The organism is Streptomyces jumonjinensis (assembly GCF_009600885.1).
In the GTDB taxonomy this organism is placed as follows: domain Bacteria; phylum Actinomycetota; class Actinomycetes; order Streptomycetales; family Streptomycetaceae; genus Streptomyces; species Streptomyces jumonjinensis.
The window spans coordinates 104541-124094 of the sequence record NZ_VCLA01000024.1 but is presented as its reverse complement, the minus strand read 5'-3'; the positions used below and the strand labels follow the sequence as shown (position 1 = coordinate 124094).

Below are 19554 nucleotides of genomic sequence, written 5' to 3'. Positions count from 1 at the left end.
GCGGTCGGTGAGGTTCTGCCGGTGGAGGTCGGCAGCCTCCTGATGACGGCCGAGATCGTCGAGGGCGACGGCGAGGTTGTTGCGGCTGCTGAGGGTGTCGGGCTGATTGGGGCCCAGGGCGCGTTCGCGGTCGGTGAGGTTCTGCCGGTGGAGGTCGGCGGCCTCCTGATGACGGCCGAGATTGTCGAGGGCGACGGCGAGGTTGTTGCGGCTGGTGAGTGTGTCGGGATGGTCCGGGCCGAGGTGGTGAGTCTCGGCGTCGAGGACGCACTGGCTCAGAAGGTGTTCTTCGGCTGTGGCGCCCGCGTCCTGGAGGGTGCTGGCGAGGTTGGTCAGCAGGTTGCGGGTGGCGGTGAAGTCGGCGTGGGATGTGCGGTGGAGGAGGGGCGGGAGGTGTGGGGCGAGGAGACGTGCGGTGGGCCAGCCGGCGCGGCCCGCGCTGGTGGTGTCGCGAACGGTCTGGGTGAGGTGGGTGTCGAGGGCGGTGTGACAGGTGGTGTGGTCGGTGCCGGGTGGGGCGGTGAGGGCGATGACGTCGTGGACCAGGGGGTGCATGGCGACCTGCCCGACCGTGAGCGCATCCCCGCCGCCGCTGTCCGCCGGTGGCACGGCGGGGGTGCTGATGAGGCCGTACTGGTGGAGTGCGGCGAAGGAGGCATCGAGTTCGGACGCAGTGACCCTCTGCCCGGTGGCGTCGGCGAGGAGGGCGGGGGTGAGGAAAGCGCGGGGGACGGGTGCGGGAGCGAGGAGGGCGAGGAGGAACAGAGCGGGGCGGGCGAGGGTGTAGCCGTCGGTGTGGAGTTGGGCGAGGGAGAGGTCGAAGGTGTGCCGCACCACCGTGCGGGCGACCTCCGGGTCGGTGGCCTGCGGGTGTTCGGCACCGACGAGGTCACCGAACTCGGTGGGGAGGGCGTGCTGGTAAGCGGTGAAGGTGCGGTAGCGGCTGGTCGGGTTGGCGAGGTAGCGGCCCGCGGTGTCCAGGGCGAGAGGGAGCCCCCCGAGCCGTTCCCCGAGCGCGGCGGCCTCCACCGTGGTGCCGGCGGCGGGTGCGGCGTCACGCAGCACCGCACCCGAGGGATCGGCGGCCAGGGGTTCGAGGGGGACGAGGTGCGCCCTCGGTCCCCAGGTGCCGCGCGCGGTGTCGCGGGTGGTGACCAGGAGGAGTCCGCCACCGTCGGGGCGCACCCACCCGCGGTAGGAGCCCGGTGGCTCGCTGCCGGGGCCGAGGTTGCGGGGGGTGTCGACGTTGTCGATCACGATCATCCACCCGCGCACCGCCGCCAGCTGCTCCCACACCACATCGACGAGCGCGGCCCGGCCGTTCTGGGCGTCGTGGAGACGGGTTTCGGGGAGTCCCAGGGCTTGGGCAATGCGGGTGAGGTCGTGGGCGAGGCGGGCGGCATCGTCCTGCCACCGCACCCAGAACACCGCCCGCCTCTCCGTCTCGGCCTGTTGGGCGGCCTGGGCGGCGAGGGTGGTCTTGCCCAGCCCGCCTGTTCCGCAGACCACGACGAGGCCGCCGTCCCGGCCGGCTACCAGGCTCTGAAGATCGGCGAGTTCGCTGTCACGGCCGCGGACGGGTGCCTGGACAGCGGGAGCACGGTAGGAGGCGTTGGCGGCAGCCGCCCGCACCCAACGCCCACCCGCCCCACCGCCCGCGACCGGAGGCGCGACCGGGGCAGGAGAGCGCAAGGCGACCAGGGCGACGGCGAGGCCGAGCAGGCCAGCGGTCCCGCCGATCACGCTGGAGAGCTGGTCCGCCGTCTCCAGCCCGACCCGCGCGACCGCCCACGCAATCCCGCCCGCTACCGCAGCGCCTGTTGGCGCCCACAGAAGTCGGCCAAGCGTCCATCGCCACCGGCCCCGCCCCACATGCCCACCTACCACGTCGGTAACCTCCGTACCCGTCGCCCGTCCCGGTACGACGAGAATGCCCACCACTACACGCCCAAGGGCAGAGCTGGAGGTTTCGGTACCCAGCCGTGACAGCACCCGCCGCCGGGAAGGCGCCGTTGACGTCGCCGTGACAGAGAAGCCATCACGGATCGGCGCCTGCTGCCCCTCAGCGGAGAGCCGCCCTGCCCTACGGATACGAAATCGAACGGTCGCTGACCGTGGCACCTCCCAAAGCAGTGAACATCTGCTGGCACTTCTCGTGAACAGAGCCATTGACCCAATGAAAATGATCTAGGTCGCAATGTCTGGGGACCTGCACTTACGGTGCGAACCATGAAGTCGAACACGCGGCTGACAGCCGATCTGGACCTGCCCACCCTGGAGATACGGAATCAGCGCCCGGCCCCGCACGGGGTGTGCCGATGAGCCCGACGCCGGCACCGGTGACCCCCGCTGAGCTTCGGCGACGAGTACGCGACTCCGCAGCGCTCCAGATGAAGGTTCGGGAGCTGGCGGCGGAGCAGGTCCTCACCTCCCGGGAAGCCGCCGCCGCGGCGGCCCGCGCGAAGGAGAAGGCAGACCTGGAGGCGCGGGAAGCCGCCGCCGTGGCTCTCCGGCTGTTCGGCGACACGGACCTCGTCGCCGGGCTCCTCGACGTACCGGCGGACGAGCTGGAGCGTGAGGCGAAGGCCGTTACCGCTGCGCGGGCGAAAGAGGTCATCGAGTCGCTCCGTGCGCACGCGTCCCGGCCGCGGACACGTCGAACCCGTCCCACGGCGACGCCGACGGATGCCGCCGAGCCCAGGACGAGCGAGGCTGCGGACACCTCGCGGCCGGTGGCTGCCACCGGCATCGCCGATGTCGGGTGAGAAGGGCAAGAGGTCCGGGCAGGCTCCGCTGTTCGCGGCGGCCGGCTCCGGGCCCGCCCCGGTCGGCGAGGGAGCCGAGCAGCTCGCTCTCCTGGGCGAGCCGGCCCCGGTCCGGATCACGGCAACCGAGTGGTCGGCCTGGCTGACCGGGCCCACGGTGCAGGCCCGGTACTGGGCCAAGGTCCACCGGACGCCGTCCACCTCGGAGTGCTGGTTCTTCTTCGGCGCGATCTCCGGGACGGGGCACGGGAGCTTCCGGGCCGCCTCCCTCCCGGGTCGGACCCGGCGCGGGACTGTCCCAGCCCACCTCTACGGCTACCAGCTCGCCCACGGCGTCATACCCCGCCTGGGCTGGAAGGGCCCGGACAGCCCAACCGTCTGTCACACCTGCGACAACCACTCCTGCCAGCAGCCGGCGCACCTTCGTCTCGGCACCGCTGCCGAGAACCGCGCCGAATGGCTCGCCCGCCGCCGGGACCCCGGTGGCCCGCTGGCGGACCTTCGGGGGGCGGCGGGACGCTCCCGCGCGATCAGCGCGGCTATCCGGGCCGGACGGGCAGCTGGCGAGCCCGCTGCGGCAATCAAACGCCGCGTCGAAGCCGCGGCGGCGGCAGGGCGACCCCTAAGCCTCTGGTGAACGCCCTCTTGCGAGACCAGCCCCGTACTGGTTCACGCTGAGGGCCTCTGGCCCCTCTTAGCGGGGGTTCCGCCCATACACTCAGCGCGACCGCCCCAATGCCTCGTTTGCGCAACCAGCACGGTTAGCCACGGAGGCATAGCCTCGGGCAGTCTAGGCCGCTCAACGGCGCGTGCACTGAAGGGGTTTGAGAGCGTGGCGGTAGTGGACTATCTGATGCCTGGGGCGGCATTTTCCGAGCTAGGACCAGTGGCAGCCGCAGTGGTGTCAGGCCTTGGTAGCTTGACCGTGCTGGCTGGCCTCTTCATGCGAACGCTACGGAAGGACACCTCGGAAGAGCGCGTTCGACTGCGGTCGACAATCTTGGGCGATTCCGAATCGCGAGTCATCAACGTGAATGGTGATCTTCGCGTCGGCTCTGATGGATCCGTTCCTGGTGTGAAGGCCGGGGAGCAGCGTGTTGACGACGACCGGTTTGCCGAACTTTTGATCGAGTATTACGCCTGGGGCCTGACCCAGGCGAGGCTTAGTACTGCGCTCAGTCTTTCGTGCTCCGCTCTGGGCATTGCGGTGTTGCTGGGAGGTGTGGTTGTCGGGCTCTGGAAGTCCGAGACCACCGGAGACCTGTACCTGTCTGCTGTAGCGGGCATTGCTGGCCTCGTAGCTGCGATCATCGGACAGTTGGCTCATCGTCGTGCGGACACTGCCATGCGGCACATGCAACGACAGACCGAGGACCTGCGGCAAGACATGAAGCGGGAGCGGGAGACGGAAACGGCTATTCGGTTGGTGAGTGAGGTGGATTCTCCCGAACTGAAGGCAGAGCTCCAGGCGGCTCTGATCCTCAGGCTCTCCGGAGCGACGCTCACCGAAGTGCGCGAACGTGGCGTTGTACCGCTCGAAAGGATTCCGTCCCAGAGTGCTTCGCCGAACGGTGCCCCAGCCGGGTGAGTCCGCCAGCGCGTTCAAGGACGGGACTCACCCGCTAGGGGTGTCAAATGGCGGTTCACGGTGCAGAAGCCGCCTGACCGCACGCGGAGGCATCCTCGTACGCCCGGGGCTCGGAGGAACGGGTTCGTTCCTCCGAGCCCCGTCGTCGTCAGGCCCCGGTTATCAGGGGTTCGAGGTACGGGCTATGCCCGCACACTTCCTGGGCCTTCGCGCACACCTCGTCATAGGCCCGGGAGACGGCTTCCTTGTCGATCCCGCGGGCGAATGCCTCCGTGAGGGCGCTCGGGCCGGGCCGGAACTCCGTGCGCATCTGGGCCGCAGCATCGGTGTAGAGGTCCGTCTCGAACTCCCAGACCCACCCGTCGGCCATGGGCTCGGGCTCGTGGGCGAGTGTGCCGTCCGGCCGGAAGGTGGCCACCCGGTGGTACACCAACCGGCGGTCCGGCTTCCGCCTCCAGACAGGTCCCGCGCCCGTCCAGCGCTCGCGTTCCTCCGGGCCGAGGGCGCGAACCCGATTGAGCCCGTCCTCCGTCCAGCCGGCCTCCTTCAGCTTGGTGATCGTCTCCGCCCGGTCGTTGTTCCACTGATCGGCGACGTCCTGGGCGTGCTGCCGTTCGGCGAACGGGACTCTTCTGCTCCCTGCGGTGATGACGAAGACGGTCTCGGAGTCGCCGGGCGCCCCCGGAGTGCCTCCCGGGTCCGTCCAACCGCCCGGGGCCACCCACCCGCGCTGATGTGGCAGCTGCGCCAGGCCGGAGTGGACCAGGAAACCGGGCAGTGGCGCCATGGGGTCCATCGCCCACTCGACCGCGGCCACGACCTCGTCGTCCAGCGCGTCGAGAAGATGGCCGTACACATCGATCGTCGTGGTGATCGACTCATGGCCGAGACGGGCCTGGATCGCCGGGAGCGGCACCTTCGCGGCGATCAGCCAGGCCGCGTGCGAGTGCCGGAGGTCATGGATCCTCGGGCGCTTGGTCAGCCCGAACCTCTCCGCCGCGAGTTCGATCGCGGGGACCCAGCGGAGGCGGCGGAACGTTCCTGCATCCCAGCGTCCGCCCATGGGACCGGTGAAGAGGAGATCCGTGGGCTTGAGGCCCTTGGCACGGCGCTTCAGCTTGTTCCACAGGCCCCACCGGACGACCACGGTCCGGCGGGACTTCTTGGACTTCGGGGCCCCCAGATAGGGCTGCCCGTCCTCGTCCCGCTTCCACGCGCGCTGGACCCGGAGAGCGGGCCGGCCGTTGCGCATCTGTAGATCACGGGGCTGGAGCGCGGTGGACTCACCCCAGCGGAAGCCGGTCTCCGCTATCACCTCTCCCAGCTCCTGTGCCTCGGTGTCCAGCTCGCCGAGGCACTCGTGAACCCACGCCCACTCCTCCCGTTCCAGCGGGCAGATCTCGTCTTCGACCTCGTCGGTGTCCAGCCGGGGGAGTCTGTTCTTGGCACATGGATTGGCGGTCCGAAGGGAGGGCACTGCATCGACGGCGGCTTGCAGGATCGCCGAGAGAAGTCCGTGCTGGTTGGCTATCGTCTTGGCCGCGTACTTCTTCCGCGGCTTGCGGTCCGAGGGGTCCAGGGGGGCCGCATTGCCTGCCGCGAGATCGTTGATCCAGTCCTGAACCATCTCCCGGACGATGGAGCCCTCGCCATCCTCTACGGTGTACGGCTTGAACCAGGGGGACATGTTTTCGAGGACGAGCTTCCGGTACTTGGCCTTGGTGTCGCCCTGGACGCCGGTAAGCCGGTCGATATGAGCCAGGGCGTACGGCTCGAACATGGTCCCAGGCCGCCGCTGGTCCGCGATGAAGCCTTGGCCACGGATCCAGCCCGGAGGCCAGCTTTGACCGTGAGCATTCACGAGATCACGGAACTTCTCGGCCGACCGCTCATCGCGGAAGTTCTCGGTGTCCTCCTTCGCCCCCCTGCCTCCGCCGGCACTCCGCCAGCGCACCATATAGGTGATCGATCCGTCCCGATTCTCACGATTTTTAATGGATGCCACGAAGGGCACGCTATGCCAGAGGCGTGCGGACGCGGTGTGGACGTTATAAACACGAAGAGGTGCTCTGTCCCGCGTTTCCGCAGGTCAGAGCACCTCTCTGGATGTGGAGCCTAGGGGAGTCGAACCCCTGACATCTGCCATGCAAAGACAGCGCTCTACCAACTGAGCTAAGGCCCCGAAAGGGTCGGCACAGCCGGATGCGCTTCGCGTCCCGGTCGCTGCCGGAGACCAGAGTACCGGGTTCTCCCGCCTATCCTCCAAAAGGATGGGGACTCCCTCTGGGCGACCACTCTCCGTAAGATGCTCGTCGTGGTTCGCAGCAGCGAAGCCCGCTCGGGGAAGCGATGGGGAGACGCGCATGGACGCCGCTCAGCAGGAGACGACCGCAAGAGCCAGGGAGCTGCAGCGCAGCTGGTACGGGGAGCCCCTGGGTGCGCTGTTCCGTCGGCTGATAGACGACCTGGGCCTGAATCAGGCCCGTCTCGCCGCCGTTCTCGGGCTGTCGGCTCCCATGCTCTCGCAGCTGATGAGCGGGCAGCGCGCCAAGATCGGCAATCCCGCCGTGGTGCAGCGGGTGCAGGCGCTCCAGGAGCTGGCGAGCCAGGTGGCCGACGGCAGCGTCAGCGCCGCCGAGGCGACCGACCGCATGGCGGAGATCAAGAAGTCCCAGGGGGGGTCCGTACTGACCGCGACCAGCCAGACCACCAACAGCTCGGGCGCGCCCACGGTGCGCCGGGTCGTGCGGGAGATCCAGTCGCTGCTGCGGTCCGTGGCCGCCGCCGGGGACATCATCGATGCGGCCGACTCGCTCGCCCCGACCCATCCGGAGCTGGCAGAGTTCCTCAGGGTGTACGGAGCCGGGCGCACCGCGGAAGCCGTCGCGCACTACGAGTCGCACCAGAGCTGACCACCGAGGCCGAACCGGAGCGGAGCCGAGGCCTCACAAAGGACGGGGAGCGGGCGCAGCGCCATGGGTGAGGTCTTCGCCGGTCGGTACGAGCTGGTCGACCCGATCGGGCGCGGTGGGGTGGGCGCGGTCTGGCGTGCCTGGGATCAGCGGCGGCGGCGTTATGTGGCGGCCAAGGTGCTCCAGCAGAGCGACGCCCACACCCTGCTGCGCTTCGTCCGCGAGCAGGCCCTGCGGATCGACCATCCGCATGTCCTCGCCCCGGCCAGTTTCGCCGCGGACGACGACAAGGTGCTGTTCACCATGGATCTGGTGGGCGGCGGCTCGCTGGCGCATGTGATCGGCGACTACGGTCCGCTACCGCCCCGCTATGTGTGCACTCTGCTCGACCAGTTGCTCGCCGGTCTCACGGCGGTGCACGCGGAGGGTGTGGTGCACCGGGACATCAAACCGGCGAACGTCCTGCTGGAGGCCACCGGGACCGGCCGCCCGCATCTGCGGCTCTCGGACTTCGGGATCTCGCTGCGCAAGGGCGAGCCCCGGCTCACCGAGACCAACTATGTGGTGGGCACGCCCGGTTACTTCGCTCCCGAGCAGATGGACGGCGCGGAGCCGGACTTCCCCGCCGATCTCTTCGCCGTCGGCCTGGTCGCGCTCTATCTGCTCGAAGGCCAGAAGCCCGACTCCGTGGCGCTGGTGGAGTACTTCACCAGCCATGGCACCCCGGGAGCGCCGCAGGGCATTCCGGAGCCGCTCTGGCAGGTACTGGCCGGTCTGCTCAAGCCGGATCCCGAGTCCCGCTTCCGGACCGCCACCGGGGCGCGCAAGGCGCTCTCGGCGGCCGTCGAGCTGCTTCCGGAGACCGGTCCCGACGACGAGCCGGTGGAGATCTTCGACCAACTGGGTCCGCTTCCACCGGGCTTCGGCCCGGACGGGCCCGAGCGTGCTCCAGCGCCCGTTCCCGGTGACCCCGCGCCGGGCGCCGTACCGCCCGGGGACGCGTCCCAGAGCCTTCCGGCCGTACCGCCGGCCCCACGGGAATCACCGGCGTTCGAGGCCGCGCAGACCTCCTCGGCCGTAGCGCCGGCCCCGGGCCCCGCCGTTCCCATACCGCCGGCGCACCCGCCGACGAGCGGCTTCTCCGTGCCCCCGCCGCCGCAGCAGCCGCCCACTCCGCCGGCGCATCCGGCCCGGCCGGTCGCCCCTCCGCCGGCGGCCGGCTCGGAGCCCGCCCCCGCGCAGGCCCCCGCCGCCGTACCGGCGCACGGCGTCGCCCCGTATCCGTTCGCGCCCGGGGAGCCGCCGACTCCGACCGCCGTCACCGCGCCGGTGTCGTATCAGACGCCCGTCACCGGCGCCTACACCACGCTGAGCCCACAGACCCTGCCTGTCCCGGCCGCCCCGGCTGCCCCGAGTGCCCCGGCCGTTCCAACTGCCCCGGCGCGGGCCGCACGGGCCGCACGGTCGTCCCGCCGAAGACGCGGACCGGCGCCGAAGGTCGTGATCCCGGTGCTGATCCTGGCGGCGATCTGCTACGCCGTCGGCTTCTGGGCCCTGTCCCAGACCTGATTCCCCCCGGGAAGCACCCCGGCCCCGGACAGCACGGAGCCCCGGCCGCTCAAAGCGACCGGGGCTCCGTCAAGCGCTGCTGCGTCTCACACACCCGAACCCGCGGGCACGGAGTCAGTTGCCTCCGTCCACAGATCCTGCTCGGCGCGATCCGCCTGGATCTGGCGGTACACGAGGAGCCCGCCGATGGCGGCCAGTGCGACCAGGAGAAGCTTCTTCACCGCGCGACCTCGTCTTTCCTTGACGTATGAGGACTTCTGCCGCTCGACTATACACACCGACCGATACCGATCGGTGACCTGTCTGCCTCTTGCTCTCGGCCCCGGCGATCGTCCCGAACCGACGCGACGCCCAACGCGATCGGCCCGTACGAAGTCACGTCGTACACACCGATTCCCAACCGTGGGGCTAACGGAATCCAGCCCTCTGGCCGCGTCCTTGGCACGTCCTCACCCGTTCTCACCCGTTCTCACCCGTTGAGGAACTCCGCACACCGGTAGGGCCCCAGCTCAGCGCCCTCGGGCGGGCGCAGGGTGACCTCGACGTCGTCGGTCCTGACCTTCGGGTCGAGTACGGACTGGGCCCGCGCCAGCGTGCACACCAGCTGCCCCGTGCCCTGGTCGCGCCCCGACGCCGGATAGGGGTCCTCAAGACGCACCGTGACGCGGGCGCCCGTTCCGGTCGCCGAGAAGCCGCCGAAGTCGACGAGAGTGGTGAGCCCGTCGGGCAGCGTCTCCGGCTGTCCGTGGACCAGCAGCAGCTTGAGCACCGAGTCGAGGTCCCTGACCTTCGCGTCGATCACGGGCACCGCGCGCAGTCCGCTGTCGGACGCGTAGTACAGCCGTATCCCGCGCGTCAGCCCGGACGCGGGCTCGCCCGCGGCTATCACCCCGGTCGGCTGGACGCCGCAGCCCAGGAGGGCGATCCCCAGCGCGGCGACCGCGGCATGCTGCCGGACCTTCACTCCATGCCCTCTTCCGTACGTCGCAGGGGCAGCCGCAGCGTGAACACCGCGCCGCCTTGAGACCCGCCCGCCACGTCGATCGTGCCGCCGTGCAGCCGTGCGTTCTCCAGCGCGATCGCCGTGCCGAGACCGCTGCCCTGTCCGCTGTCGTCGCTCGCGCCCCGGGTACGGGACTCGTCCGCCTTGTAGAACCGGTCGAAGACCCGCTCCCGGGCCCCCGGCGGCAGTCCGGGCCCATGGTCGGCGACCTCCAGCGTCACCCACTCCCCGTCCGCCGCGCGGACCGTCCGGAGGGTCACGGTGACCGGCGGGGCCCCGTGCCGCAGCGCGTTGCCCACCAGGTTCGCGACGATCACATCGATACGGCGCCGGTCGACCGCCGCCCGTACGCCCTCCGGGAGGCGTGTCCGCACCCGGCCCGTCCAGCCGCGCAGCGCCAGCGACGCCCGTACCGTCTCGGCGAGGTCGGTCTCGGCCGCGTTCAGCCGTACCGCCTTGGCGTCGAAGCGGGAGATCTCCATCAGATCCTCGACCAGCCGGGCCAGCCGGGCCGTCTCCGCGCCGACGGTACGGGCCGCCCGCGCCGCGTCCGGCGGCAGTTGGTCGGCGTCCTCCTCCAGCACGGTCGCCACCATCGTCATCGCCGCGAGGGGCGTGCGCAGTTCGTGCGACACGTCCGCCACGAAGCGGCGGGCCTTCGCCTCCTGCTCGCGCAGCTCCGCGTCGGACGCCTGGAGCGCGTCGGCGGTCTCGTTGAACGTCCGCGCCAGATCGGCGAGTTCATCGTGCCCGGTGACGGCGGTCCGGCTGCCGAGGTCCCCGGCCGCGAGCTCACGGGTGGCCCGGCCCAGCTTCCGTACCGGACGCAGGACCGTCCCCGCGGCCAGCAGCGCCAGGACGGCGGCCAGCAGCACCACCGGCACGATGCCCGCCCGTACGGAGTCCAGCAGGGCGGCGGTGTCGTCGCGCTCGGCCCGCAGATCGGTGATCGCGAAGACCTCCAGGCCGGAGGTGCGGCGGTCCCCGTCCGCGTATGTCACGGGCATGCCGACGACCAGATAGGGCTCGCCCCGCCACTCCACCCGCTGGAACCGGGCCTCGTCCCCGGCGCGCACGGCGGCGCGCAGCTCGGCGGTGATCCGGCTCTCCGTGTCGGCGAGCGAGTCGGAGACCGCGACGAGATCCTGATGGCGGGCGACCACGATGCGGGCGCCGATGCCCTCCGAGACCTCCGCCGCGAACCGGGCGAGCGACCGCTGGTCGGGTGGTACGTCGAAGTCCGCGGCGACCTCGGCGACCTGCTCCCGGAGGTCGTTCACGGCGGTGTTCTGGGTGCGCTGGAGGACGGCGGTGCGGGCGTCCCGGTAGGCGAGGGCGGTCGCGGTCACCGCGCTGATGAGGGCGACCGCGACGAAGACGACCACGAGCCGGATGCGCAGCCCGCCGACGAGCCGCCGGGTGCGCCGCTTCACGGCGGCGGCGTGGCCGCCTTTGCCCGTACGGTTCACAGTCGTGCCGTGCCGGCCTCCGTCCGTACGGTTCACAGCGGCCCGAAGCGGTAGCCGAAGCCCCGCACCGTCTGGACGTACCGCGGCTTCGCCGGCACGTCCTCCAGCTTGGCCCGCAGCCGTCCGACCGCCGCGTCCACCAGCCGGGAGTCCCCCAGGAAGCTGTGGTCCCAGACGGATTCGAGGAGCTGCTCACGGCTGAAGACCCGGCAGGGGGAGGCCGAGAGCTCCAGCAGCAGCCGCAGTTCGGTGGGCGGCAGCGCGACCGGGACGCCGTGCTTGGTGACGGTCAGCCCGGCGCGGTCGATCACCAGCCCGGCGAGATCGGCGGGCGCCCCCGGCGTCTGCCCGGACGCTCCCGGCGCCTGCCCGGACGGTTCCGCGCGCCGCAGCGCGGCCCGGATGCGGGCCTCCAGCACGGGCGCGGTGACCGGCTTGACGACGTAGTCATCCGCACCCGCCTCCAGGCCGGTCACGATGTCGTGGTCGTCGCCGCGCGCGGTCAGCATGATGACCGGCAGCGCGGTGGTCCTGGCGCGGATACGGCGGCACACCTCGAAGCCGTCCATGCCGGGCAGCATCAGATCCAGCACGGCCAGCTCGACCCGCCCGCCGCCCGGGCCGTCCAGCAGGGCGAGGGCCTGCTCGCCGGTGGCCGCCGTGTCGACGCCGTACCCGTGCCGGCGCAGCACGAGCTCCATTCCGTCCCGTACGGACGCGTCGTCCTCGATGAGCAGCACATGCGGCATGCGTTCGATTATGGGCGCCACGACCGCCGTTCCACCGCCCCGTACGGGGACCGATATGCAGGTCGGGGGCATTGTTACGTTCTCATCATGTGGCCATGGAAGGGCCGTCATGTGGCGTGGCGAGGGTTGCGGTCATGATCCTCAAGATGACCTCCCGTGCTGCTGCCCGGCTGCGCCTGACCGCGCTCGCGGCGGTCCCCGTGCTCGTCTTCTCAGCGGCCTGCGGCGGCGGTGACGACGACGGCGGCGGCGGCGCGAAGAGCCATGGCATCGCCGAGGCACCGGACACCTCGTCAACATCACAGCCCGCGGAGGATGCGAACCCCGCGAAGTCCGCGAAGTCCGCGAAGGACAAGCCGAGCACTCAGCCCGCCGGGAAGAGCGCCTTCTACGACGCGCAGATGACGTTCGTCCAGTGCATGCGCGCCAAGGGCGGCTACCCGGAGTACCCCGACCCCAAGCTCAGCGGCTACCCCGACTGGTCGAAGGTCGGCGAGCTCGGCTCCCAGCCCGGCCGCAACGCCGGCATCAAGGCCGGCAAGGACAATGTCTGCGTCGACGAGCTCAAGGCCGTGATGGCGGCCGAGCCCAAGCGCGACCAGCAGAAGTCCTACGAATCGATGCTCGCGCACGCCAAGTGCATGCGGGACAACGGCGTCTCCCAGTTCACCAACCCGGTCATGAGCGGCGGAAACGCCGTGCCGGGCGGCGACCCGAGCCCGGGGTCCCCGACCATCGACCAGGAGTCGCCGGCGTACAAGCAGGCCCGCGAGGCGTGCAAGACGAAGCTGCTCGACGGCCTGGACGGCATGCAGTGAAGCGCCGCACCGTCTTTCTCACGCTCGGCGCGGCGACCGCTGCCGCCGCCGTCACCGGGGGCGTCCTGTTCCTCGGCGACGGCGGCGGCGCGGACGCCCCCGGGCGGGGCGGCGAACTGCCGCCCGCCGTCGCGAGCGTCGTCCGCACCGACCTGGTGCAGTCGAAGACGGTCGACGGCAAGCTCGACTTCGCGCAGCCCCGCGCCGTCAAGTCGGCCGTCGAGGGCACCGTCACGGTGGCCGCCTCCGAAGGGAAGACGCTGACCATGGGGCAGCCGCTGTACGAGCTGAACGACAAGCCGGTCACCCTCCTCTACGGTCCGGTCCCGATGTTCCGCGAGATGAAGACGGGCGACCGGGGCAGCGACGTACTCCAGCTGGAGCGCAATCTGCGCGACCTGGGATACGGCGCTGGTCTGTACGTCGACGTCTGGTACGACGACGACACCGAGGCCGCCGTCAAGCAGTGGCAGAAGTCCCTGAACCGCGTCACCAGCGGCAAGGTCGGCAGGGGCGATGTCGTCTTCCAGCCCGGCCAGGTCAAGGTGGTCTCCGCCGACGCGGCGCTCGCCGACCAGGTCGGCCCGGACACGCCGGTTATGACGATCGCCTCCACCAAACCCGTCGTACGGGCGGAACTGGACCAGACCGACGGCGCGCTCACCTCGAAGGGCACCGAGGTCGAGGTCACCCTGCCGAGCGGGAAGACCGTGGCCGGCGAGGTCGCCGGGACGGTGCGCCCCGAGGAGTCCGACGCCGGGGGCGGCGCGGGCGCCTCGGAGGGCATCGTCGTCGAGGTCGTCCTGGACGGCGGGGTGAACGCCGCGTCCGGCGAGGATGCCAAGGCGACGGCGAGCGTGAAGTTCGTCAGCGAGGCGCGCGAGGGGGTCCTCGCGGTCCCCGTCGAGGCGATCGTCGCCCTGCGCGGCGAGAACGGCGGCTACGGCCTCCAGGTCGTCCAGGGCTCCGCCTCGAAGATCGTGCGGGTGGAGACGGGCATGACCGCCGACGGGCAGATCGAGGTCAGCGGCCCGGATCTGCGCGAGGGCCTGAAGGTCGGAGTGGCGAAGTCATGAGGCGGGACCCGGTGATCGAACCGCGGAACGCCGCCGGCACTGCGCCGGCTCCGGTGACCGAACCGAGGGATGCCGCCGGCACGAGGCCGCCCCCGGTGATCGAACTGCGGGACGCCGCCAAGTCGTACCCCGGCGGCGTCCACGCCCTGCGCGGCGTGAATCTCACCGTCGAGGAGGGCGAACTGGTCGCCGTCGTCGGCCCGTCCGGCTCCGGCAAGTCCACGATGCTCAACATCATGGGCACCCTCGACAAGCCCACCACGGGCACCGTCCGGGTCGCCGGATACGACGTGTCCGAGCTCTCCGACTCCCGGCTCTCCGCACTGCGCGCCCGCCACATCGGCTTCGTGTTCCAGCATTTCCACCTGGCGGCGGGCCGCGACGCGGTGGACAACGTCGCCGACGGACTGCTGTACGCGGGCGTACCGCTGCGGGAACGGCGTACGCGAGCGCGCGAGGCCCTCGCCAAGGTACGGCTCGACCACCGCCGCTCGCATACGCCGAACGAGCTGTCCGGCGGCGAGAAGCAGCGCGTGGCCATCGCCCGCGCCCTGGTGGGAGACCCCCGGCTGCTGCTGGCGGACGAACCGACCGGGGCGCTGGACACCGCGTCCGGCGAGATCGTCATGGCGCTGCTGCACGAGCTGAACGCGTCCGGCACCACCATCTGTGTGATCACCCACGACAACGGGATCGCGGACTCGCTGCCGCGCCGGGTCCGTTTCAAGGACGGCGAGATCGTCTCGGACTCGCGTTCCGGCACACGTTCCGGCACGCGCTCCGACACGCCTTCCGGCGCGCGCCCCGGCACGCGCTCCGCCTCCCGTACGGAAGAGGCCGGTTCATGAGGAACGACCTCAAGCCCTCCCGGCTCTCCCCCCGCGACGTCCTCCGCGTCGGCGCGGTCGGCCTCCGGGCACGCCGCGCGCGCGTGGTGCTCTCGGCGCTCGGCATCGCCATCGGGATCGCGACCATGGTCGCGGTCGTCGGCCTGTCCGAGTCGAGCCGCGCGGACCTGATGGCCCGGCTCGACCGCCTCGGCACCAATCTCCTCACCGCCGAGGTGGGCGAGGACCCCCTGGGGAAGCCGGTCAAGCTCCCCGAGAACGCGGTCGCGATGGTCGAGCGCATCGGCCCGGTGCAGCACGCCACGGCCACCGCCGACATCGACGCCCGCATCCGCCGCAGCGACCTGGTCCCCGAGGAGCGCACCGCCGGCGTCAGCGCCCAGGCGGCCCGCACCGATCTGCTCTCCACACTCGGCGGCGAGGTCGCGAAGGGCGCCTGGCTGGACCGGGCCGGCGAACGCCTCCCGGCGACGGTCCTCGGCGCGGTGGCGGCGGACCGCCTCGGCATCGCCCGCACCGGCGAGACGATCATGATGAACGACACCCGCGTGGTCGTCGTCGGCATCCTCCGACCGATCGAACTGGCCCCCACCCTGGACCGGGTCGCCCTGGTCGGATTCCCCGCCGCCGAGCGCTACTTCGGCTTCGACGGCCACCCCACCACCGTCTTCGAGCGCTCCACGGACGCCTCGGTGGAGGATGTACGGGCGATCCTGGCCCGCACCATCAGCCCCGGCAACGAGGCGAGCGTCAGGGTCTCCCGCCCCTCGGACGCACTGGCCGCCAAAGCCGCCACCGACGAGGGCCTGACGGCCCTGATGCTCGGCCTGGGCGCGGTGGCCCTCCTGGTCGGCGGTGTGGGCGTCGCCAACACCATGGTCATCTCCGTCCTGGAACGCCGCCAGGAGATCGGCCTGCGCCGCTCACTGGGCGCGACCCGCAGCGCGATCCGGCTCCAGTTCCTGACCGAGTCGCTGCTGCTGTCGGCACTGGGCGGGGCGACGGGCGCACTGCTGGGCGCGGCGGCGACCTACGGCTTCGCACGCGTCCAGGGGTGGACGCCGGTGGTCCCGCCCTGGTCCCTGGCGGGCGGCCTGGCCGCCACCCTCCTGATCGGCGTGATCGCGGGCCTCTATCCGGCCATCCGCGCCTCCCGTGTCCACCCGACGGTGGCGCTGAACGCGACCTGAGGCGACGGCGTACGGGAGGCCGTCTCCATGCTCGCGGAGCTATGGGAGGACCCGCTTATCGGCTGATGTCAGCCGTAGACGTCAAAAACCCCCGGGCTTAACAGCCTGGGGGTCTTTGTGCTGGTGGGGCTAACAGGATTTGAACCTGTGGCCTCATCCTTATCAGGGATGCGCTCTAACCAACTGAGCTATAGCCCCGCCGCGCTCGTGCGCTGACCTCTGAAGATTAGCGCACGTGGGGCGCAGCTCCCAAATCCGTTCCCCGGGGGCCGGCGGACGGGTTACTCGTCCTCCGCCAGCGTCAGCTCGACCCCGCCCACGAAACCGGCGGAGAGGTTGTAGATGAAGGCTCCGAGCGTGGCCAGCGCCGTGGCGAGGACCACATCGATGACCGCGACGACCGAGGTGAAGATCAGCACCCGCGGCAGCGACAGGAACGACTGGAGATCGAATCCATTGCTCTCCGTCGAGCCGGTGGCCTCGCTGATCGTCCCGCCGACCGTGGAGAAGACGCCCATGGCGTCCATGACCATCCACAGCACCGCGGCGGCGATCACCGTGCAGATGCCCAGCGCGATCGACAGCAGGAAACTGACCTTCATCACCGACCACGGGTCGGCCTTGGCCACCCGCAGCCGTGCCTTGCGGGTGCGCGGGGTCGTGCGTGCGCCGGTCCGCGGCAGCCGGGCGCCCGGCTCGGCGTCCTCGTCGCCCTGAGGCGACGGGTAGGCCTGCGGCGGGCGGTAGGGCTGCGCGGTCTGCTTGCCGCCCGGCCGGTCACCGCCGAACATCTCGTACGGAGGCTTGGGCCCCCTGGTCTCCGTCACCGTACCCCCCTGGGAGTCCGCGGCAGAGCCACGGGCACCGCTCTTTCCAGCAGCTTTGGCCGCTCCTGCGGCCGAACCGGCGCCCGTGGCTCCACTCACGCTTCTACTCCTCGTGCTCCCCGGCCGAGGACTCCGTGCCCTCGACTGCCGCTTCGGCCAGACCGGTGTCGGCCTCGTCGGTCCCAGCAGCCTCATCGGCCCCGTCGACCTCTTCGGCCTCACGCCCTGCCTCGGCGTTCCGTGCGATGCCGACGACGGCATCGCGCTTGCCCAGATTGATCAGCTGGACGCCCATGGTGTCACGGCCCGTCTCCCTGACTTCGTTGACTCGCGTACGAATCACACCGCCGCCGAGGGTGATGGCCAGAATCTCGTCCGTCTGCTCGACCACGAGCGCGCCGACGAGCGATCCACGGTCCTCCACGATCTTGGCGGCCTTGATTCCGAGGCCACCACGACCTTGGACGCGATATTCGTCCACCGCGGTTCGCTTTGCGTACCCGCCATCTGTAGCGGTGAAGACGAACGTACCCGGCCGGACGACATTCATCGACAGGAGCTCGTCCCCTTCGCGGAAACTCATCCCCTTGACGCCGGATGTCGCGCGTCCCATCGGACGAAGGGCGTCGTCCGTGGCGGTGAACCGGATCGACTGGGCCTTCTTGCTGATGAGCAGCAGATCGTCCTCGGCCGAGACCAGCTCGGCGCCGATCAGCTCGTCATCGCCGCCGGCCTCCGTCTCCCGGAGGTTGATCGCGATGACGCCACCCGATCGCGGCGAGTCGTAGTCCTTCAGGGGGGTCTTCTTGACCAGGCCGCCCTTGGTGGCGAGCACCAGATAGGGCGCGGCCTCGTAGTCGCGGACGGCGAGGATCTCGGCGATCTGCTCGTCCGGCTGGAAGGCCAGCAGATTGGCCACGTGCTGGCCGCGGGCGTCCCGTCCGGCGTCCGGCAGCTCATACGCCTTGGCGCGGTAGACCCGGCCCTTGTTGGTGAAGAAGAGCAGCCAGTGGTGGGTGGTGGAGACGAAGAAGTGGTCGACGATGTCGTCTTCCTTGAGCTTCGTGCCCCGGACGCCCTTGCCGCCGCGCTTCTGCGAACGGTAGTCGTCCGTCTTCGTGCGCTTCACATAGCCGCCACGCGTGATGGTGACGACGATGTCCTCCTCGGCGATCAGGTCCTCCATGGACATGTCGCCGTCGAAGGGCACCAGCTGGGAGCGCCGGTCGTCGCCGAACTTCTCCACCAGGACGGCCAGCTCGTCGCTGACGATCCCGCGCTGCTTCTCGGGCGACGCGAGGATCGCGTTGTACTCGTTGATCTTCGCCTGGAGCTCGTCGTGCTCCGCGACGATCTTCTGGCGCTCCAGGGCGGCCAGCCGGCGCAGCTGCATCTCCAGGATGGCGTTCGCCTGGATCTCGTCGATCTCCAGCAGACCCATCAGGCCCGTACGGGCGATCTCGACCGTGTCACTGCGCCGGATCAGCGCGATGACCTCGTCGATGGAGTCCAGCGCCTTGAGCAGTCCGCGCAGGATGTGCGCCCGCTCCTCGGCCTTGCGCAGCCGGAAGCGGGTACGCCGGACGATGACCTCGATCTGGTGGTGCACCCAGTGGCGGATGAAGGCGTCCAGCGACAGCGTGCGCGGCACCCCGTCGACCAGCGCCAGCATGTTCGCGCCGAAGTTGGTCTGGAGGTCGGTGTGCTTGTAGAGGTTGTTCAGCACGACCTTGGCGACGGCGTCCCGCTTGAGGACGATGACCAGTCGCTGTCCGGTACGGGAGGACGTCTCATCGCGTACGTCCGCGATGCCGCCGATCTTGCCGTCCTTCACCAGGTCGGCGATCTTCTGCGCGAGGTTGTCCGGGTTGACCTGGTAGGGAAGCTCCGTGACCACCAGGCACTGGCGGTTCTGGATCTCCTCGACCTCGACGACCGCGCGCATGGTGATGGAGCCGCGGCCGGTGCGGTACGCCTCTTCGATGCCCTTGCGGCCCACGACGAGCGCGCCGGTCGGGAAGTCCGGGCCCTTGATCCGCTCGATCAGCGCGTCGAGCAGCTCCTCATGGGTGGCCTCGGGGTGCTCCAGCGCCCACTGGGCGCCGGACGCGACCTCGCGCAGATTGTGCGGCGGGATATTGGTCGCCATACCGACCGCGATGCCCGCCGAGCCGTTGACCAGCAGGTTCGGGAAGCGCGCCGGGAGGACGGTCGGCTCCTGGTTACGGCCGTCGTAGTTGTCCTGGAAGTCGACGGTCTCCTCGTCGATGTCCCGGAGCATCTCCATGGAGAGCGGCGCCATCTTGCACTCGGTGTAGCGCATGGCGGCGGCCGGGTCATTGCCCGGGGAGCCGAAGTTTCCGTTGGAGTCGACCAGCGGCAGCCGCATGGACCACGGCTGGGCCAGCCGCACCAGGGCGTCGTAGATCGAGGTGTCGCCGTGCGGGTGGTAGGTGCCCATGACGTCGCCGACGACGCGGGCGCACTTGTAGAAGCCCTTCTCGGGGCGGTATCCGCCGTCGTACATCGCGTACAGCACACGCCGGTGTACGGGCTTGAGACCGTCCCGTACATCGGGCAGCGCGCGCGAGACGATGACGGACATCGCGTAGTCGAGATACGAGCGCTGCATCTCGGTTTCGAGCCCGACGGGCTCGATCCGCGCCTGGGGCTCTTCGTCGGTGGTGGCAGGGGTGGGTGTCTCGTCGGCCATTGCTGGTCTTCAGTCCTTTCGTGCGGT

The 19554-nt window shown here is 70.4% G+C and carries 16 protein-coding genes and 2 tRNA genes; 8 read left to right on the top strand and 10 right to left on the bottom strand.

Annotated elements, in window-relative coordinates; genetic code table 11:
- A partial coding sequence (locus tag FF041_RS03685) for a tetratricopeptide repeat protein (RefSeq protein WP_323391127.1) occupies positions 1-1743 on the bottom strand: 1743 nt, incomplete at its 3' end.
- A gap of 575 nt (positions 1744-2318) precedes the next feature.
- Here FF041_RS03685 and FF041_RS03680 point away from each other — a divergent pair.
- Positions 2319-2765, top strand: a complete 447-nt coding sequence (locus tag FF041_RS03680) for a hypothetical protein (RefSeq protein ID WP_153520982.1) — start codon at positions 2319-2321, stop codon at positions 2763-2765.
- An 841-nt stretch (positions 2766-3606) separates the two neighbouring features.
- Entirely contained in the window at positions 3607-4353 is a 747-nt protein-coding gene (locus FF041_RS03675; RefSeq protein WP_153520981.1) for a TRADD-N-associated membrane domain-containing protein, read from the top strand.
- Positions 4354-4501: 148 nt separating this feature from the next.
- Here the strand turns inward: FF041_RS03675 and FF041_RS03670 are convergent, their stop codons facing one another.
- Together FF041_RS03670 and FF041_RS03665 are read right to left on the bottom strand one after the other, a co-directional pair.
- Positions 4502-6358, bottom strand: a complete 1857-nt coding sequence (locus FF041_RS03670) for a tyrosine-type recombinase/integrase (protein WP_323391125.1) — start codon at positions 6356-6358, stop codon at positions 4502-4504.
- A 104-nt stretch (positions 6359-6462) separates the two neighbouring features.
- Positions 6463-6535 (bottom strand) — tRNA-Ala (locus FF041_RS03665).
- A gap of 181 nt (positions 6536-6716) precedes the next feature.
- Here FF041_RS03665 and FF041_RS03660 point away from each other — a divergent pair.
- The gene (locus tag FF041_RS03660) at positions 6717-7265 is read left to right on the top strand and encodes a helix-turn-helix domain-containing protein (protein WP_153485162.1); all 549 of its coding nucleotides are present in this window, start codon (positions 6717-6719) and stop codon (positions 7263-7265) included.
- Between the two features lie 63 nt (positions 7266-7328).
- On the top strand, positions 7329-8834 hold the full coding sequence (locus FF041_RS03655) for a serine/threonine-protein kinase (RefSeq protein WP_153520980.1): 1506 nt from the start codon (positions 7329-7331) through the stop codon (positions 8832-8834).
- 86 nt (positions 8835-8920) lie between these two features.
- Here the strand turns inward: FF041_RS03655 and FF041_RS38785 are convergent, their stop codons facing one another.
- The 4 genes from FF041_RS38785 to FF041_RS03635 all read right to left on the bottom strand — a co-directional run bounded on the left by FF041_RS38785 (position 8921) and on the right by FF041_RS03635 (position 12055).
- Positions 8921-9055: a DLW-39 family protein gene (locus FF041_RS38785; protein ID WP_003958712.1), complete on the bottom strand. Its 135-nt coding sequence runs from the start codon at positions 9053-9055 to the stop codon at positions 8921-8923.
- A 248-nt stretch (positions 9056-9303) separates the two neighbouring features.
- On the bottom strand, positions 9304-9798 hold the full coding sequence (locus tag FF041_RS03645; protein WP_323391124.1) for a hypothetical protein: 495 nt from the start codon (positions 9796-9798) through the stop codon (positions 9304-9306).
- Positions 9795-11306: a HAMP domain-containing sensor histidine kinase gene (locus FF041_RS03640; protein WP_323391122.1), complete on the bottom strand. Its 1512-nt coding sequence runs from the start codon at positions 11304-11306 to the stop codon at positions 9795-9797. The genes FF041_RS03645 and FF041_RS03640 overlap by 4 nt, the downstream gene beginning before the upstream one ends.
- Positions 11307-11338: 32 nt before the next feature.
- Entirely contained in the window at positions 11339-12055 is a 717-nt protein-coding gene (locus tag FF041_RS03635) for a response regulator transcription factor (RefSeq protein WP_153520979.1), read from the bottom strand.
- Positions 12056-12189: 134 nt separating this feature from the next.
- Between FF041_RS03635 and FF041_RS03630 the strand changes: the two genes are divergently transcribed.
- From FF041_RS03630 to FF041_RS03615, 4 genes are all read left to right on the top strand, one after another.
- On the top strand, positions 12190-12873 hold the full coding sequence (locus tag FF041_RS03630; RefSeq protein WP_153520978.1) for a hypothetical protein: 684 nt from the start codon (positions 12190-12192) through the stop codon (positions 12871-12873).
- Positions 12870-13949 carry a peptidoglycan-binding domain-containing protein gene (locus tag FF041_RS03625; RefSeq protein WP_323391121.1) on the top strand — a complete coding sequence of 360 codons (1080 nt, stop codon included), beginning with the start codon at positions 12870-12872 and terminating at the stop codon, positions 13947-13949. The genes FF041_RS03630 and FF041_RS03625 overlap by 4 nt, the downstream gene beginning before the upstream one ends.
- 95 nt (positions 13950-14044) lie before the next feature.
- Complete coding sequence (locus FF041_RS03620; protein WP_407698102.1) at positions 14045-14797, top strand: ABC transporter ATP-binding protein; 753 nt, start codon at positions 14045-14047, stop codon at positions 14795-14797.
- Complete coding sequence (locus FF041_RS03615; protein WP_153520976.1) at positions 14794-15987, top strand: ABC transporter permease; 1194 nt, start codon at positions 14794-14796, stop codon at positions 15985-15987. The genes FF041_RS03620 and FF041_RS03615 overlap by 4 nt, the downstream gene beginning before the upstream one ends.
- A 121-nt stretch (positions 15988-16108) precedes the next feature.
- Here FF041_RS03615 and FF041_RS03610 read toward each other — a convergent pair.
- From FF041_RS03610 to gyrA, 3 genes are all read right to left on the bottom strand, one after another.
- A tRNA-Ile gene (locus FF041_RS03610) sits at positions 16109-16185 on the bottom strand.
- 83 nt (positions 16186-16268) lie between these two features.
- The gene (locus tag FF041_RS03605; protein WP_323371994.1) at positions 16269-16913 is read right to left on the bottom strand and encodes a DUF3566 domain-containing protein; all 645 of its coding nucleotides are present in this window, start codon (positions 16911-16913) and stop codon (positions 16269-16271) included.
- A 4-nt stretch (positions 16914-16917) separates the two neighbouring features.
- Positions 16918-19527 (bottom strand): DNA gyrase subunit A, encoded by a 2610-nt coding sequence (gene gyrA / locus FF041_RS03600; protein ID WP_153520974.1) that lies wholly within the window; start codon positions 19525-19527, stop codon positions 16918-16920.
- Positions 19528-19554 lie beyond the last annotated feature (27 nt).

Coding starts and splice junctions, on each gene's coding strand:
- FF041_RS03680 (WP_153520982.1), top strand. CDS start 2,319: ATGAGCCCGACGCCGGCACCGGTGACCCCCGCTGAGCTTCGGCGACGA.
- FF041_RS03635 (WP_153520979.1), bottom strand. CDS start 12,055: ATGCCGCATGTGCTGCTCATCGAGGACGACGCGTCCGTACGGGACGGA.
- gyrA (WP_153520974.1), bottom strand. CDS start 19,527: ATGGCCGACGAGACACCCACCCCTGCCACCACCGACGAAGAGCCCCAG.
- FF041_RS03615 (WP_153520976.1), top strand. CDS start 14,794: ATGAGGAACGACCTCAAGCCCTCCCGGCTCTCCCCCCGCGACGTCCTC.
- FF041_RS03660 (WP_153485162.1), top strand. CDS start 6,717: ATGGACGCCGCTCAGCAGGAGACGACCGCAAGAGCCAGGGAGCTGCAG.
- FF041_RS03630 (WP_153520978.1), top strand. CDS start 12,190: ATGATCCTCAAGATGACCTCCCGTGCTGCTGCCCGGCTGCGCCTGACC.
- FF041_RS03655 (WP_153520980.1), top strand. CDS start 7,329: ATGGGTGAGGTCTTCGCCGGTCGGTACGAGCTGGTCGACCCGATCGGG.